We start from the raw sequence: 13,126 nt of genomic DNA on the forward strand, positions 1-13,126 counted from the left end.
CGCATTATAGTGACGGCAGCCAAACCATGATAGGCATAAGCGCAATGAGCTAACGCAGCGCGCAACTTTCAGTGAAAAGGGTGACGTTTCCGCCATTCACCCCCTATGATGTCCTGTGTGATACCTAAACAATCTGAGGCTATGATGCTGAATAAATTGGCGATGCCGTTAGTGCTCGTCTTCTTTCTGGCCGGATGCCAGACACCTGCTGCCCCTCGAGAACAGATCCCACCCAATACCGCTCCCGTTGCAGTCTGCGGCGCGGGAGACATTATGATGCAAACCACACTGTGGTTTGGGATGAACAAGCCGAAAGGCGGCACGGTGAGCAGCAGCGAGTGGCAGCAATTCGTTGATAATGATGTCACACCGCGATTTAAAGATGGCCTCTCAGTGTATGACGGTAAAGGACAATGGCTGGGAGAGGGGGGCAAGCTGGCGCGGGAAAACAGTAAAGCGCTGATGCTCATTCACCAGCCGGACCGAAGCAGTTCTGACAGCATCAATGCGCTGCGCGATGTTTATAAAAAGCGCTTCGATCAGGAGTCGGTGATGCGCGTTGATGCGCTGGTGTGCGTGTCGTTTTAAGCGCGAAAACAGCCTCAGTGTGGGGGCGGCCGAGTTGAGGCCGCCCTTGTGGATGCTAAATAAATAACCCCGCAAACGCGGCAGACAGCAGGCTGACCAGCGTCGAGCCGTAAACTAACTTCCAGCCAAAGCGCGAAACCACATTACCCTGGCGCTCATTCAGCCCTTTGATGGCACCCGCCACGATGCCAATTGAAGCAAAGTTAGCAAACGACACCAGGAATACCGACAGAATACCAAGACCGCGCGGCGACATTTCGGCAGCGACTTTCTTCAGTTCAATCATGGCGACAAACTCATTCGCGACCAGCTTAGTGGCCATAATGCTTGCCGCCTGCAGGGCATCTGCAGTTGGAATGCCAATCAGCCACGCAAACGGATAGAACACATAGCCGAGAAGCTGTTGGAAGCTATAGCCAAACACCGCGGCGAACAGGGCATTGATGGCAGCAATCAGGGCGATAAAACCAATCAGCATCGCCAGAATAATCATCGCCACCTTAAAACCGGCAAGGATGTATTCGCCTAACATCTCAAAGAAGCTTTGATCTTCGTGCAGCTTATCCAGTGCGATGTGTTCTTCATTTTCCGGGCGTGTCGGATTGATGATCGACAGGATGATGAAGGTACTGAACATATTCAGCAGCAGCGCGGCAACCACATACTTCGCATCAATCATCGACATATAGGCACCGACAATCGACAGTGACACCGTCGACATCGCGGTCGCGGCCATGGTGTACATGCGCGGTGCAGAGATCTCGCCGAGGATGCCTTTATAGGCGATGAAGTTCTCCGACTGACCCAGAATCAGCGTGCTGACGGCGTTGAACGATTCAAGTTTGCCCATCCCGTTCACCTTCGACAGCAAGGTGCCCACCAGACGAATCAACAGCGGCAGAATACGCCAGTGCTGCAAGATGCCGATCAGGGCGGAAATGAACACAATCGGACAGAGCACGCCGAGGAAAATAAACGCCAGTCCCTGTTTCGCCATATTGCCGAACACAAAATCGGTGCCCTGGGCAGCGAAGGTCAATAAGGTCTCAAAAAAGCCGCCGACAGCGGTCACGACTGATTGGCCGCCCGCTGAATGCAGGAAGAACCAACCCAGAGCAGCCTCGACAACCAACATTTGAATAATAAAACGCGGACGAATCAGTTTGCGGTCATGGCTGACCAACAGCGCAAGGGCGAAGATCACCACCAGCGCCAGCAGGAAATGGAGTATCGCTGTCATCATTTGTCTTTTTATTTGGAGGAAAGGGCGCATTTAGCCACAGCTGAGGCTAAATTTCATCCGGGAAAAGTGCCGCATGTAGGCAGGACAGCCGCGCACGAAGTCCGTATAATGCGCAGCCAAACCTAAGCAAGCCGGAGAGAAACCATGCGTCCAGCAGGCCGTAACGCATCTGAAGTGCGTCCCGTCACCCTCACTCGTCACTACACCAAACATGCAGAAGGTTCTGTGCTGGTTGAGTTCGGTGAAACCAAAGTGCTGTGCACCGCCACCGTTGAAGAAGGTGTGCCTCGTTTCCTCAAAGGTAAAGGCCAGGGCTGGATCACCGCTGAATATGGCATGCTGCCTCGTTCCACCCATAGTCGTATGGCGCGTGAAGCGGCCAAAGGCAAACAAGGTGGTCGTACGCTGGAGATTCAACGTCTGATTGCTCGCTCGCTGCGTGCAGCCGTCGATTTAGACGCGCTGGGCGAGTTCACCATTACGCTGGACTGCGACGTGATTCAGGCCGATGGTGGCACGCGTACCGCGTCGATTACCGGTGCTTGCGTCGCGTTAGCTGATGCGCTGAATGCGCTGGTTGCTGCGGGTAAATTAAAAGCCAGCCCGTTAAAAGGCATGGTGGCGGCGATTTCGGTCGGCATCGTGGGCGGTGAAGCACTGTGCGATCTGGAATACGTGGAAGATTCCGCCGCGGATACCGATATGAACGTGGTGATGACCGAAGATGGCCGCATGATTGAAGTGCAGGGCACCGCTGAAGGTGAACCGTTCAGCCACGAGGAATTGCTGCAGCTGCTGGCGATAGCGCGAGGCGGCATTGAGCAGTTGATTCAGGCGCAAAAAGCAGCGCTAACAAATTGATATAACAGGCGACCATAGAGTCGCCTTTTCTTTATTTGAGGAGTGAGAAATGAAAGCCTGGCAGCGTCAGTTTATTGAATTCGCCCTGAACAAAGGGGTGCTGAAGTTTGGTGAGTTCACCCTGAAATCGGGTCGTAAAAGCCCGTACTTCTTTAATGCTGGTTTGTTCAACACCGGACGTGATTTAGCGCTACTGGGACGTTTCTATGCACAGGCGCTGGTGGATGGCGGCGTTGATTTCGATCTGCTGTTTGGCCCGGCTTATAAAGGCATTCCGATTGCGACCACCACAGCCGTCGCGCTGGCCGATCATCATGACCGCGATGTGCCTTATTGCTTCAATCGTAAAGAAGCCAAAGACCACGGTGAAGGCGGCTTGTTGGTGGGTAGCCCGCTGCAGGGCAAAGTGATGCTAGTGGATGATGTGATCACCGCCGGTACCGCCATTCGTGAATCCATGGACATTATCAGCGCGCACAATGCCACGCTGGCGGGTGTGATGATTTCGCTGGATCGCCAGGAGCGCGGCCGCAGTGATATCTCCGCGATTCAGGAAGTGGAGCGTGATTACCAGTGTAAGGTCACGGCGATCATTACGCTGGCGGAACTGATTGATTACCTGGAAGAGAAGCCAGAGATGGCTGACCATCTGGCGAAAGTGCGGGCGTATCGTAAAGAGTACGGTATTTAACACCGCGGGTTTTATGACGGTCGCCATCGCTGGCGACCGTGTAATAAACCACTGCGTTTTATCGGGCACCCGTGAATGCGCGCACCTGATAAATCGCTACACCAGCTGTGCGGCGATCAGCGGCCAGCGGATGTCAAAATCAGCTGTTGGACGATAGCGAAATTCAGAGCGCACATAGCGGGAAAGTAGCCCTTCGCAGAACGCCAGCAACTGGCTCGCCAGCAGCGTTTCATCGGTCTGGAAGCCTTCACCATCCCGCATTTTCTTCTCACGCATCACCTGACGCAGCTGCACTTCGATGCGTTCGAACAACTGATTGATACGCCCTTGCAGGCGATCCTGTTCAAACATCAGCGCGTGGCCGGTCAAAATACGCGTCAGCCCCGGATTACGCTCACCAAATCCCAGAATCAGCTGCACGATTAAACGCAGTCGCGCGAGCGTTTCTTTCTCGTCTTTCAGGATTAGATTGATGCGGGTAATCAGACTGTCTTCAATAAACTCGATCAGGCTGTCGAACATCCGCGTTTTGCTGGGAAAGTGGCGATAGAGTGCCGCTTCCGAAACGCCTACATTGGCTGCCAGCTTGGCGGTGGTGATACGCTGACTGCCATCGCCCGACTCCAGCATTTGCGCTAGCGCCTGCAAAATTTCTTCGCGACGGTTCCGTTTCGCGGCTTTTTTTTCTGCCATGACCTTCAAGACCCCTGAAATTCACCAAAAACAGGCAATACTGCCTCGTCAGCCACAAGCGGTTTGTCCCGTGGCGACGAGATGTAAAAAGATGGCTTGCGAAAGGTGTCGCGTGTTACTGACGACCAGAGTGGCCGAAGCCGCCCGCGCCGCGATCGCTGGTGTCAAAATCTTCCACCAGGTTGAATTCGGCTTGTACCACCGGAACAAAGACCAATTGTGCCAAACGATCGCCAGGCTGCAGCGTAAAGCTATCCTGACCACGGTTCCAGACGGAAACCATCAGTTGACCCTGATAATCGGAATCGATTAAGCCCACCAGGTTGCCCAGCACGATACCGTGCTTATGGCCGAGACCTGAACGCGGCAAAATCACGGCGGCCAGTGAAGGGTCAGCAATGTGAATCGCCAGACCGGTTGGCACCAGCGTGGTCATGCCCGGGGTAATCTCCAGTGCGCCATCAAGGCAGGCGCGAAGATCGAGGCCCGCAGAACCAGAGGTTGCGTAAGTTGGTAATGGGAATTCGTTACCCACACGCGCATCAAGAATTTTAACGTCGATTTTTTTCATCATAACGGCTGACAATCTCGTCTAATAATTGTTGGCCAAGGAGCGTCTTATCACTGAGTGGTAAGATTTTCTCTCCTTCCTGCCAAAAAAGGTGAAGAGCATTGGTGTCGCTATTGAATCCCTGTCCTGCCTGCGCCACATCGTTCGCGCAAATCAGGTCGAGGTTTTTTCGCACCCGTTTTTGCCGCGCGTATTCTTCCACATTCTGGGTTTCGGCAGCAAATCCCACCACATAAGGGCGATGTTTCTGCAATGCCGCTACGCCTGCGACAATATCCGGGTTCTTCACCAACTGCAGTGTGACGTTATCATCGCCACCCTGTTTTTTGATTTTCTCTGCGGCAATGTTTGCCGCCCGGTAGTCTGCCACGGCAGCGCTGGCAATGAAAATATGTTGTTGGTTGATTTGCGCCATCACCGCCGCTTCCATTTCCAGGGCACTACTCACATCGACACGCGTCACGCCAGCGGGTGTAGCTAGCGTGACCGGGCCAGCAACCACTGTGACCTTTGCACCGCGTTTTGCCGCCGCTGCCGCAATGGCAAATCCCATTTTTCCGGAGCTGTGATTACTGATGTAGCGAACCGGGTCCAAAGCTTCACGAGTGGGACCGGCGGTGATCATAATGTTGAGATGTTGCAGATCGTTGACGGGCGCCGCCCACTCCAGCGCATGCGCGACAATCGCCAGCGGATCAAGCATGCGGCCGGGGCCAATATCGCCGCAGGCTGGCTGCCGCTATCCGGTCCCCAAATCATGACGCCACGCTGATCAAGGCGCTGGAGATTCTCCTGGGTGATTGCCGCGCGATACATTTGCTGGTTCATGGCCGGCACGATGGCCAGAGGCGCTGCGCTGGCGAGACAAGCGGTGGTGACCAAATCGTTTGCCATGCCAGCAGTGATGCGTGCAATCAGATCCGCGGTGGCCGGGGCCAGCACAATTAGGTCAGCCCACTTCGCCAGCTCGATATGACCCATTGCCGCTTCGGCCGCGGGATCGAGCAAATCATCCAGCACCGGATAGCCGGAAACGGCTTGTAAGCTGAGCGGGGTGATAAACGCTTTGGCCGCGTCAGTCATCATGACACGCACGTCTGCGCCGCGATCGCGCAGCCGTCTGACCAGCTCTGGTGTTTTATAAGCAGCAATGCCGCCGCTGACGCCAAGCAGTATTTTTTTCCGGCTAATCCCGTCATGTTCTTTGCCTCAACTCAAAACGGATTGCCGCTGTGATGCGGCAGATGCAGGCAACTTTATCACAAAATCCACAGACCGCCTTTTCACTGCCTGCGGCCTTTGCGAGCCGGCTCTGAAATCGCAATCGGCCTGCTGGTGCGCAATCTGGCAAACGCGCACTATCGCCACAACGCAGGGAGAAAAATGTTATGACAGAACTGGCTCCAAGGGAAAAACTGTCCATCATGGGCGCGGAATCATTGAGCGATGCCGAACTTCTGGCGATTTTTCTGCGCACCGGCAGCCACGGCACCACCGTGATGATGCTGGCACGACAGATGCTCAATGAGTTTGGCTCGCTCTATCGCATTATGACTGCGAGTGAAGAAGAACTGAGTGTGATTAAAGGCGTAGGAACCGCCAAAATTACGCAACTGCACGCCATTGCTGAACTGGGGCGACGTTTTTTGCCAGCCAGCTGGCGCGGGAAAACGTGATGGAAAATCCGCAGGTGACACGGCATTACCTGCAAAGTGTGCTGGCACATCAGGAGCGCGAGGTTTTTATGGCGCTGTTTCTTGATAATCAGCATCGGGTGTTACAGGCGCAAAAGATGTTCACTGGCAGTATTGCCAGTGTTGAAGTGCATCCACGCGAAATTGTGCGTGAAGCGTTAAAACTTAACGCCGCCGCCGTGATTCTGGCGCATAATCACCCCTCCGGCATAGCCGAACCCAGCCGTGCCGATCGTGATATTACCGGCAAAGTCGGTCAGGCTTGTGCACTGCTGAATATTCGCTTACTTGACCATTTGGTGATCGGTCACGGCGAGTTTACCTCTTTCGCAGAGCGCGGATGGCTGTAAAACATCCACCCGATTGCGCAGAAATGATGCATTTTTACGCGATCCATAGGGATCTTTATCTGTTCGGGACTTGAGCACTCGGTCTGAGCGGCGTATACTACGCCACCTTTGAGAATCTCGGGTTTGGCGTTTGGGCCAGCTTAGCGGGTTCACATTGAACTCGCTTGGGCGGGCTAAGGCCTGACGAGGCGGCCAAAACCTAGTTTTTAAAGCTCGAGCTGATTTGATTTTTGGAGAATAGAAATGTCACGAGTCTGCCAGGTAACTGGAAAGCGTCCGGTAACGGGTAACAACCGTTCCCACGCAATGAACGCGACGAAACGCCGTTTCCTGCCGAACCTGCACTCTCACCGTTTCTGGGTTGAGAGCGAAAAGCGCTTCGTTACTCTTCGTGTATCTGCTAAAGGTATGCGTGTTATTGATAAAAAGGGCATTGATACGGTTTTGACCGAAATCCGCGCCCGTGGTGAGAAGTACTAAGGAACTGAATCATGGCTAAAGGTATTCGTGAGAAGATCAAGCTGGTTTCCTCTGCTGGTACAGGTCACTTCTATACCACCACGAAGAACAAACGTACTAAACCAGAGAAACTGGAACTGAAAAAGTTCGATCCGGTTGTACGTCAGCACGTGATCTACAAAGAAGCTAAAATTAAGTAATTTTAGTGTTCTTGCGAAAAACCCGGCTTCGGCCGGGTTTTTTGTTTCTGCGGTTTGTTGAGGAGATGACATGCCTGAATTACCTGAGGTAGAAACCAGCCGACGTGGCATTGAGCCGCACATGGTAGGCGCGACCATCATGCATGCGATTGTGCGTAACTCGCGCCTGCGCTGGCCGGTCTCGCACGAAATCCATGCGCTAAGCGATCAGCCGGTGTTGAGCGTACAACGCCGCGCTAAATACCTGCTGCTGGAGCTGCCACACGGCTGGATTATCATTCATCTCGGCATGTCTGGTAGTTTACGTATCTTGCCGGGCGAACAGCCCGCCGCGAAACACGACCACGTCGATTTAGTGATGAGCAACGGCAAAGTGCTGCGTTACACCGATCCACGTCGCTTTGGCGCATGGTTGTGGACCTCTGACCTGGAAGGCAGCAGCGTACTGGCTCATCTCGGCCCAGAGCCGCTTAGCAACGAATTCGATGGTGCTTATCTGTTTGAGAAGTCGCGCGGCAAACGCACGGTAATCAAGCAGTGGCTGATGGATAACAAAGTGGTGGTCGGCGTCGGCAACATTTATGCCAGTGAATCACTGTTTACCGCCGGGATCTTACCCGATCGACCTGCGATGAGTTTGAGTCGTGATGAGGCGGAGTTGATGGTCGCGACTATCAAGGCCGTGTTGCTGCGTTCGATTGAGCAGGGCGGCACCACGCTGCGTGATTTCCTGCAAACCGATGGAAAACCCGGCTACTTTGCTCAGGAATTGCAGGTGTACGGTCGTACGGGCGAACCTTGTCGTGCTTGCGGTACGCCAATCGTCAGTGGTAAACACGGCCAGCGCAGCACCTTCTGGTGTCCACGCTGCCAGCATTAATCAGGGTTGCGCCAGCTTCGCCAGCAGAGCCCGGTGCACCACGGCAGGCAGAAATGCCTGCACATCACCGTGATGACGTGCAACTTCCTTCACCAGCGACGATGACACGAACGAGAACCCCTCGGACGGCATCAGAAACACGCTTTCCAGCGTAGGCAGCAAGTGGCGATTCATCTGTGCCAGCTGCAGTTCATATTCGAAGTCAGATACCGCTCGCAATCCCCGCACCAGCACATTCGCGTTTTGCGCTTTGGCGAAGTTCGCCATCAGATCGCTAAAGCCGACCACTTCCACATTGGATAAATGCGCCGTTGACTGCCGCGCCAAATCGACACGTTCATCGAGGGTGAAAAGCGGCTTTTTGCCTGGGCTGGCTGCAATGGCAACCACGATGTGGTCAAACATCTGCGCCGCTCGCGCCACAATATCCACATGGCCCAGCGTAATGGGATCAAACGTGCCGGGATAAATCGCTTTAGTGCTCATACGCGGCCTTGTGTTGAGGTGTGATGCAGCGCCCAGAGCGCCGAGTATTTGTTGAAAGTGTATTGCGCGTTCACCACCGCCAGAATCCAGCCCTGCTTACCGTCGAGGAATCCGGCACGCAGCAGTAGCGTTTTGAGGAACGCGCCCAGCGTATGGCTGAAGATGGAAAAGAGGCCGCAACGTTTGCCACGCTGAAAACGCTCTTGCGCCCAGGCTTCGGCATAATTCATCTGCTTACGTTGAAAAGCGATCAGATCGCGGCAGGTAAGGTGCTGTAAATCGCCCGGTAGCGTTATCACCGGTGCGCCCTGGGTTTCCAGCGATTCATGAACCAGGTTGTCGTTGTAATTGAGTGCGCGCGGATAAAGCCGCATCACGCGGTCGGGATACCAGCCACTGTGACGCATAAAGCGGCCGAGAAACAAATTACTGCGGCCAAGGCTGTACACGGTGTTGGAAGGCGGCTGCTCAAGCACGTTTTCAATTGCACGACGCAATTCTGGGGTGACACGCTCATCGGCATCCAGCATCAAAATCATATCGCCACTTGCATGGGCTTGTGCACGCTGACGCTGCTTGCCAAAGCCCGCCCAGCCTTCAGACGGATATACCTGTGCGCCCTGCGTACGGGCGACTTCTGTGGTGTTATCCTGGCTGCCGGAATCCAGCAGCACAATCTCATCTGCCCAGCTCACTGAGGCCAGCGCCTCCGGCAGCAGTTCAGCTTCGTTTTTGGCGATCATCACCACAGAGAGACGTTGGCGTTGGGGCATGAGTTAATGAGCTCGTGGCGGTAAATGCGGTTCGAGTAACTGTAGCAGACGCTGCAAGGCGCCCTGATTTTGATGCAGCACTTCAACCGCATGGCGGCCATAGTAGCGACGATAATCATCATCTTGCAGCAGATTAGCGATCTGCTTCTCCAGCGAGATCACGTCGGTAACGGTGATCAGACCTTCGGCTTGCTGTAATTTTGCGCAGATATCTTTGAAGTTCCAGATATGCGGTCCCATCAATACCGGAATGGCGTGTGCAGCCGGTTCCAGCGGATTATGGCCACCGCGTTCTACCAGGCTTCCGCCGACAAAGGCGATATCAGCAATACCGTACAGCAGCATCAATTCACCCATGGTGTCGCCAATCACCACCTGCGTTGCGCCAGACGGAATTTCACCGCTACTGCGCAGAGTGAAACTGAAGCCGCGCTTTTGAGTCAGCTCGCAGGCATCTTTAAAACGTTCAGGATGGCGTGGCACCAGAATCAGCAACAGATCGGGGAACTGTTGCAGCAGGCGACGATGCGCATCGAGGATGATGGTCTCTTCACCTTCATGCGTGCTGGTGGCGATCCACACCGGGCGGCGCGATGCCCACTGTCTGCGCAACGTGATCGCCCTGGCCGCCAGTTCCGGCGTGACCGAGATATCAAACTTCAGGCTACCGGTAACGGCGAGATGCGAACGCTTGAGGCCGAGACTCAGGAAACGCTCGGCATCCTCGTTGTTCTGCGCGGCAATCAGCGTAATGCGTTGCAGCAAATCACGCATAAAGCCACCGAGCTTCTTATAACCTTTTGCCGAACGCTCTGACAGACGCGCATTGGCGATCACCAGTGGGATTTGGCGCTGGTGCAGAATACGGATGATGTTCGGCCACAACTCGGTTTCCATGATGATCACCAGACGAGGATCAACGGTATCGAGGAAACGGTTAATCGAGCCGGGTAAGTCATAGGGCAGATACACATGATGCACATCTTTGCCAAATGCTGACTGGGCGCGTTCAGAACCGGTTGGCGTCATGGTCGTGACGGTGATCGGTAACATCGGATAGCGATGGCGCAACGCGCGCACTAACGGCACGGCGGCCAGTGTTTCACCCACAGAAACCGAATGCAGCACAATGCCGTGCGGTTCAACTTTGCCCGCGCAGTATCCGTAGCGTTCCGCCCAGCGTTTACGGTATGCCGGTGCTTTTCGACCGCGCAGCCACAGGCGCAGCCAGATCAGTGGCTGTATCAAATAGAGCAGGGCTGTGTATAAAGTTGTCATAGTTATCGTTACGACAGATTCGCGTCAAAAAACAGATGAAAGGCGGCATGTTATCAGAAACTAGCCGCCTGCTCATACCACTTCGTCAGTCGCTCTTCAGCACATGCTGATAGAGTGAGGTCAACGACTGCGCCAGTCGCTGCGGACCAAAAGGTTCGATTCTGCGACGTGCGGCTTCACCCATGGCAGAATTCTGCAAAAGTGCAGGTGTGGCGATGATGGCGTCATTTAACGCCTTGATATCTAATGCATCACAGACGAAGCCTTCCTGACCAGCACGGATAAATTCTGCGCCGCCGCAGCCGGTGCTGGTGATCACGGCCAAACCGCAGGCCATCGCTTCCAGCACCACATTCGGAAAAGGATCATAAAGCGTGGGCAGCAGCAAAGCGTCAGCGGCGTGATAATAGGGCTGCACATCCTGCTGCACACCGACAAAGCGCAGGCGATCGAGGCAGTTTAGCTGATTGGCCAATTGTTGATAGCGTGAAAGTTGCTTGTCCTGGCCGACCACAACCAGATAACGATCGCTGTTGGCGAGCGCTTCAATGGCGGCTTTTAATCCTTTACGCTCAAAGCCAGAACCCACGTAGATCATGACCGTGGCATCTTGCGGCAGCGTTAATTGCTGGCGCATGGTATGACGCTGAGCTTCTGTGGCTGGCTGGAAACGCTGGCTGTCGATGGCGTTGTGAATCACGTGGATCTTGCCGGCATCTAGCGTGAAATGACGCAAAATATCTTGCTTTACCATCTCTGAGTTACAGATCACCGCTTTCAATGATGCTGCATTAAACATCTCTGCTTCAGCGTTCAGAACATAGCGATGGTAGGGGCTCAGGCTGGCGCTCAAACGCTGCCAGGGTGAAACGATACGCGCACGTTGCTCCAGCCACACGCGATGGACGCCATCGCCAGCGCGAAAAATATCGCAGCCTGCAATGCGTTCATGACTCTGCACGATATCGAATTTTTCGCGCTCCCAGCATTCACGAGCCGCACGGGCAAAGCCGCGCTCACGCGATACGCGCCCAAATTTAGTGGGATTACAGATGTGCAGATGCCAGGCTGGATTCGGTGTGCCCTGCCAGCTACGCGTGATGATATTCAGATCGAGTTGCTCGCTGTCGAGCGCTTCCAGCGCCCGTGAGATGAAACGCTCAGCGCCACCATCCGGGCGATATTTCTGCCGGACAATCGCCAGGCGTAACTTAGTCATGCAAAAACTCCTTGCGGCGGCCACCACATCATCCACCGGAATGGCCGAGAGATAGCGTTGTTCTGTTTTGGTATCGATGTCGTCTGGCGAAGGCAGCGGTGCATAATCACCGGCCCAGATCACGCGATTGTTTTCGCCCCATGGACGCCAGTGTTGCAGTTTAGTAGGGCCAAACAGCGCCAGACAGGGCGTATCGAGTGCGGCGGCCATGTGCATAGGCGCAGAATCTACGCCAATAAACAGCTGCGCCGCATCGATAAGCGCCGCCAGCTGCGGCAATGAAAGCTGCCCGGCGAGTGAAATCACATTGGCGCTGCGGCACAGCGACTGAATGTGGGCAATCATCGCTTGCTCATGCTGGTCGGGCGCGGCGGTCAGCACGATGGTGTGGCCATCGGCGGCGAGCGTATCAATCAGCTGCGCAACTTTCTCATCGTCCCAGCATTTGAACACCCAACGTGATGTTGGTTGCAGCACGATAAACGGCCCGCTTACCTTTTGCTGAGCCAATGCATCCTGCACTTTCTGTTTATCTGCCGCACTGAAGTGCATCGAGGCTTTGGCACCTTGCGCGCTGATACCCAGCGGTTCCAGCGCCGCCATATTCTGCTCGACGGTATGGAGCTGATTATGATTTTTAGTCGAAACCAGATGGTTATGGCACCAGCGCCACAGGGCGTGATCACGTTTAGCGAAGGCAAAACCTATGCGCACCGGAGCAGCTGAAAAACGCGTGATAATGGCACTACGCCACTGGTCGGCGAGGTTAATCACCACGTCATAATGACAGGCGCGCACAGCCGAAAGCAGGGCCATCTCGTGACGGAATTTCTCCCATCCGCCCTCTTTTTTCCAGTTGCGGTCAATGATGTGCAACTGGCGAATGGCGGGGTGTGCTTCCAGCATCGGCCGCGTCTCTTTATACAACAGGACGTCAATGTTGGCCTGCGGATAGCGCTGGCGGAGCGCATTGATGGCGGGCGTGGTCAGCAGCATATCGCCGTGATGGCGCAGCTTGATCAGCATAATATTTTTCGGTGCAAATTGGGCTGGAATCGGGCTTGCCATACTCAAATGATCTCAAATTTCAGTGAGCTGATTGTAGGGCAAACCCCTAAGGGGCGAAAGCCAGCCGCGGCG

At 54.6% G+C, this 13,126-nt stretch carries 13 protein-coding genes and 3 pseudogenes; 7 read left to right on the forward strand and 9 right to left on the reverse strand.

Features of this window, described 5'->3' with window-relative positions; all coding sequences use genetic code 11:
* The first annotated feature begins 144 nt into the window (after positions 1 to 144).
* Positions 145 to 588 carry a DUF3574 domain-containing protein gene (locus HA45_RS17320; protein WP_100702033.1) on the forward strand — a complete coding sequence of 148 codons (444 nt, stop codon included), beginning with the start codon at positions 145 to 147 and terminating at the stop codon, positions 586 to 588.
* A gap of 55 nt (positions 589 to 643) precedes the next feature.
* On the opposite strand, the gene HA45_RS17325 is transcribed toward HA45_RS17320, so the two are convergent.
* The gene (locus HA45_RS17325) at positions 644 to 1,828 is read right to left on the reverse strand and encodes a NupC/NupG family nucleoside CNT transporter (RefSeq protein ID WP_100702032.1); all 1,185 of its coding nucleotides are present in this window, start codon (positions 1,826 to 1,828) and stop codon (positions 644 to 646) included.
* Between the two features lie 147 nt (positions 1,829 to 1,975).
* Between HA45_RS17325 and rph the strand changes: the two genes are divergently transcribed.
* Both rph and pyrE read left to right on the forward strand, forming a co-directional pair.
* Positions 1,976 to 2,692 (forward strand): ribonuclease PH, encoded by a 717-nt coding sequence (gene rph / locus HA45_RS17330; protein ID WP_100702031.1) that lies wholly within the window; start codon positions 1,976 to 1,978, stop codon positions 2,690 to 2,692.
* A gap of 49 nt (positions 2,693 to 2,741) precedes the next feature.
* Positions 2,742 to 3,383, forward strand: a complete 642-nt coding sequence (pyrE, locus tag HA45_RS17335) for an orotate phosphoribosyltransferase (protein ID WP_100702030.1) — start codon at positions 2,742 to 2,744, stop codon at positions 3,381 to 3,383.
* A 96-nt stretch (positions 3,384 to 3,479) separates the two neighbouring features.
* Here pyrE and slmA read toward each other — a convergent pair whose 3' ends face one another.
* The 3 genes and pseudogenes from slmA to coaBC form a co-directional block, all read right to left on the reverse strand.
* Positions 3,480 to 4,076 carry a nucleoid occlusion factor SlmA gene (slmA, locus tag HA45_RS17340; RefSeq protein WP_100702029.1) on the reverse strand — a complete coding sequence of 199 codons (597 nt, stop codon included), beginning with the start codon at positions 4,074 to 4,076 and terminating at the stop codon, positions 3,480 to 3,482.
* A 115-nt stretch (positions 4,077 to 4,191) separates the two neighbouring features.
* Positions 4,192 to 4,650, reverse strand: a complete 459-nt coding sequence (gene dut, locus HA45_RS17345) for a dUTP diphosphatase (protein ID WP_162288453.1) — start codon at positions 4,648 to 4,650, stop codon at positions 4,192 to 4,194.
* Positions 4,628 to 5,838: pseudogene (gene coaBC, locus HA45_RS17350) on the reverse strand (bifunctional phosphopantothenoylcysteine decarboxylase/phosphopantothenate--cysteine ligase CoaBC). The gene dut and the pseudogene coaBC overlap by 23 nt, the downstream one beginning before the upstream one ends.
* 197 nt (positions 5,839 to 6,035) lie before the next feature.
* Between coaBC and radC the strand changes: the two are divergent.
* The 4 genes and pseudogenes from radC (at position 6,036) to mutM (ending at position 8,230) form a co-directional block, all read left to right on the forward strand.
* Positions 6,036 to 6,691 (forward strand): annotated as a pseudogene (radC, locus tag HA45_RS17355) (RadC family protein).
* A gap of 243 nt (positions 6,692 to 6,934) precedes the next feature.
* A complete protein-coding gene (rpmB, locus tag HA45_RS17360; protein ID WP_007885297.1) occupies positions 6,935 to 7,171 on the forward strand; it encodes a 50S ribosomal protein L28 in 237 nt (78 codons plus the stop codon).
* An 11-nt stretch (positions 7,172 to 7,182) separates the two neighbouring features.
* Positions 7,183 to 7,350 carry a 50S ribosomal protein L33 gene (gene rpmG / locus HA45_RS17365; RefSeq protein ID WP_001051798.1) on the forward strand — a complete coding sequence of 56 codons (168 nt, stop codon included), beginning with the start codon at positions 7,183 to 7,185 and terminating at the stop codon, positions 7,348 to 7,350.
* Between the two features lie 70 nt (positions 7,351 to 7,420).
* The gene (mutM, locus tag HA45_RS17370) at positions 7,421 to 8,230 is read left to right on the forward strand and encodes a bifunctional DNA-formamidopyrimidine glycosylase/DNA-(apurinic or apyrimidinic site) lyase (protein WP_100702025.1); all 810 of its coding nucleotides are present in this window, start codon (positions 7,421 to 7,423) and stop codon (positions 8,228 to 8,230) included.
* On the opposite strand, the gene coaD is transcribed toward mutM, so the two are convergent.
* The 5 genes and pseudogenes from coaD to rfaQ all read right to left on the reverse strand — a co-directional run.
* Entirely contained in the window at positions 8,231 to 8,716 is a 486-nt protein-coding gene (gene coaD, locus HA45_RS17375; RefSeq protein WP_100702024.1) for a pantetheine-phosphate adenylyltransferase, read from the reverse strand.
* On the reverse strand, positions 8,713 to 9,489 hold the full coding sequence (locus HA45_RS17380) for a glycosyltransferase family 2 protein (RefSeq protein WP_100702023.1): 777 nt from the start codon (positions 9,487 to 9,489) through the stop codon (positions 8,713 to 8,715). The genes coaD and HA45_RS17380 overlap by 4 nt, the downstream gene beginning before the upstream one ends.
* A 3-nt stretch (positions 9,490 to 9,492) precedes the next feature.
* Complete coding sequence (gene waaA, locus HA45_RS17385; RefSeq protein ID WP_100702022.1) at positions 9,493 to 10,767, reverse strand: lipid IV(A) 3-deoxy-D-manno-octulosonic acid transferase; 1,275 nt, start codon at positions 10,765 to 10,767, stop codon at positions 9,493 to 9,495.
* A gap of 85 nt (positions 10,768 to 10,852) precedes the next feature.
* Positions 10,853 to 11,986 (reverse strand): glycosyltransferase family 4 protein, encoded by a 1,134-nt coding sequence (locus tag HA45_RS17390; RefSeq protein ID WP_100702021.1) that lies wholly within the window; start codon positions 11,984 to 11,986, stop codon positions 10,853 to 10,855.
* A gap of 3 nt (positions 11,987 to 11,989) precedes the next feature.
* A pseudogene (gene rfaQ, locus HA45_RS17395) lies at positions 11,990 to 13,054 on the reverse strand (putative lipopolysaccharide heptosyltransferase III); the annotation flags it as partial.
* Between the last annotated feature and the right edge of the window lie 72 nt (positions 13,055 to 13,126).

This window comes from Pantoea rodasii, assembly GCF_002095465.1.
Taxonomy (GTDB): domain Bacteria; phylum Pseudomonadota; class Gammaproteobacteria; order Enterobacterales; family Enterobacteriaceae; genus Pantoea; species Pantoea rodasii.